Origin of the sequence: Leisingera sp. ANG-Vp (assembly GCF_000813725.1) — a bacterium.
Classification (GTDB): Bacteria; Pseudomonadota; Alphaproteobacteria; order Rhodobacterales; family Rhodobacteraceae; genus Leisingera.
In genome coordinates this window covers 1-533 of the sequence record NZ_JWLD01000122.1, presented here as the reverse complement: position 1 = coordinate 533, position 533 = coordinate 1, and the positions used below count along the sequence as shown (strand labels likewise).

Genomic DNA, 533 nt, shown 5'->3' with positions numbered 1-533 from the left:
TGTTCGACAACGGCCGCCGCAAGGCAGAGCGTGAATTTGCTGCCGCCGATGTCGAAGTTGCAGCCGTCAACCTGTCCGAGGACATGAACACGAGGGTTGAAACTGCTGTCGGCCTCTACGCCGCAGCGTTGCGCGGCGACGAAAAAGCAACTTATGGCCAGCGCGCCATGCAGCGGATGCAGGAGTTCCGCCGCATTGTGCAGGGCCGCGTCGACGGCGGCGTGTCCGACCGCGCCGATCTCAACGTGGTGGACAGCAAGATCAGCGGCATCCGGACTGCGACTGCGACCGCGCAGGACGCTGCCGCCACTGCGCGGGCCGAGCTGCAGGCGATGACTGGCCAAGCCTTCCCGCAGAAGCCTTCGCATCTGGAAATCGGCACGCCGCCGGAGCAGGTGCAATTCCTTTCGGTGCTAAAGGCCGGCGCCGAAGCGGACCGCACCATTGCCCAGGCCAAATCCGGCCGCGCCGGGCTGCTGCCGCAGATTTCCGCGGCGGGCAATGTGACCACCGATGGCTCCGGTGCCGGGCTC

1 protein-coding gene is annotated in these 533 nt (G+C 66.4%); it reads left to right on the top strand.

Features of this window, described 5'->3' with window-relative positions; translation table 11 throughout:
• Window positions 1-533, top strand: a 533-nt coding sequence (locus tag RA20_RS24235; RefSeq protein ID WP_039135414.1) for a TolC family protein, incomplete at both ends; no start/stop codon positions are given.